This is a genomic window from Streptomyces sp. NEAU-W12, from assembly GCF_026242095.1.
Taxonomy (GTDB): Bacteria; Actinomycetota; Actinomycetes; order Streptomycetales; family Streptomycetaceae; genus Streptomyces.
The window spans coordinates 1-1,347 of sequence record NZ_JAPJDM010000090.1 but is presented as its reverse complement, the minus strand read 5'-3'; the positions used below and the strand labels follow the sequence as shown (position 1 = coordinate 1,347).

Annotated in this window: 1 pseudogene; it reads right to left on the bottom strand. The window is 68.4% G+C overall.

Annotated elements, in window-relative coordinates:
• Window positions 1-38 precede the first annotated feature (38 nt).
• Window positions 39-1,277 (bottom strand): annotated as a pseudogene (locus tag ORI94_RS35190) (IS3 family transposase).
• Window positions 1,278-1,347 lie beyond the last annotated feature (70 nt).

Here is a 1,347-nt window from a genome sequence, read left to right as displayed (position 1 = left end):
GGACCTTGTCCCTGCGGAGTGGACACCTGTTCGTATCGTTATGCGGCGAGTGTCAGGGTAGCTGACTGCTGTTCGTAGGCGTTCGGTGCCTGCTGTCCGTTCGCCGAGTGTCGTCGGCGGGTGTTGTAGCGCGTGGCCCAGCGGAAGACGGCCAGGCGGCAGGCCCGGGCCCCGTCGTAGCGGCGGGCGCCACGGAGCGTCTCGCGTTTGAGGGCGGCGTTGAACGACTCGGCGAGTGCGTTGTCCGCGCTCGTACCGACCGCCCCCATGGACTGTCTGACGCCCAACTGCGTGCACAGCTCAGCGAATTGGCGGGAGCTGTACTGGGCTCCGTGATCGCTGTGGAAGACGGCGCCGGCCAGACTGCCGCGGACCCGGGCGGCGGACCGGAGCGCGTCGGCGACCAGCTCGGTGCGCATGTGGTCGGCGATCGACCAGCCCACCAGGCGGCGCGAGAAGCAGTCGATGACGGTGGCGAGATACAGGAAATCGCCGTCGCCCACCGGCAGGTAGGTGATGTCGCCGACGTACTTGGTGTTCGGCGTGTTCGCGGTGAAGTCGCGCCGCAGCAGGTCCGGTACCGGGGTGGCGGACGGTTCGGGCACGGTGGTGACCTGGCGCTTGCGCAGCCGCAGCCCGGCGATGCCGAACTTCCGCATCACCCGCCCGACGCGCTTGTGGTTCACGCGCTCGCCCTCCTCACGCAGCTCGGCGGTGATCCGGGGGGCGGCCGTAGGTGCCGTCCCACTCGGCGTGTACGGCCCTGATCCGCTCGGCGAGAGCGGCATCGGCCCGCTCTCGCACGGCACGGGCCTCGTGGCCGGCCCGCCACTTGTAGAAGCTGGAGCGGGCGACCTCCAGCACGGCGCACAACCGCTTCACGCCCCAGGCGCGGTGGTGGTCCTCGATGAACTGGAAGCGGTTGGTCACCAGGTCATCTCTTGTGCGAAAAACTTCGTCGCCTTGCGCAGGATGTCACGCTCGGTGGCCAGTTTCTGCACCTCTTTGCGCGCTGTCGCCAGCTCCCGGCGCAGGGCCTCGTTCTCGGCCTGAAGCTCCTCGGCCGTCGGCGGGGAATCCACCGTGCTCTTCTCCGTGCTCGTACTCGTCGTGCTGCCCCCGCCATGGCGGGCCTGCTCGGCCCGCACCCAGTTACGCAGTGTCTCCCGGCTGATCCCCAGATCTTTACCGATGCCCTCGAAAGTGTGGCTCGGGTCCGACAGGTACAGCGCGACAGCGTCCGCCTTGAACTCGGGCGAGTAGACCTTCATCACCATAAAAGATGCCTCCTACCCGGCCCCTGCCGGGGCCGGGCTCAGAGGTGTCCACCACTCGGGGACAGGTCCC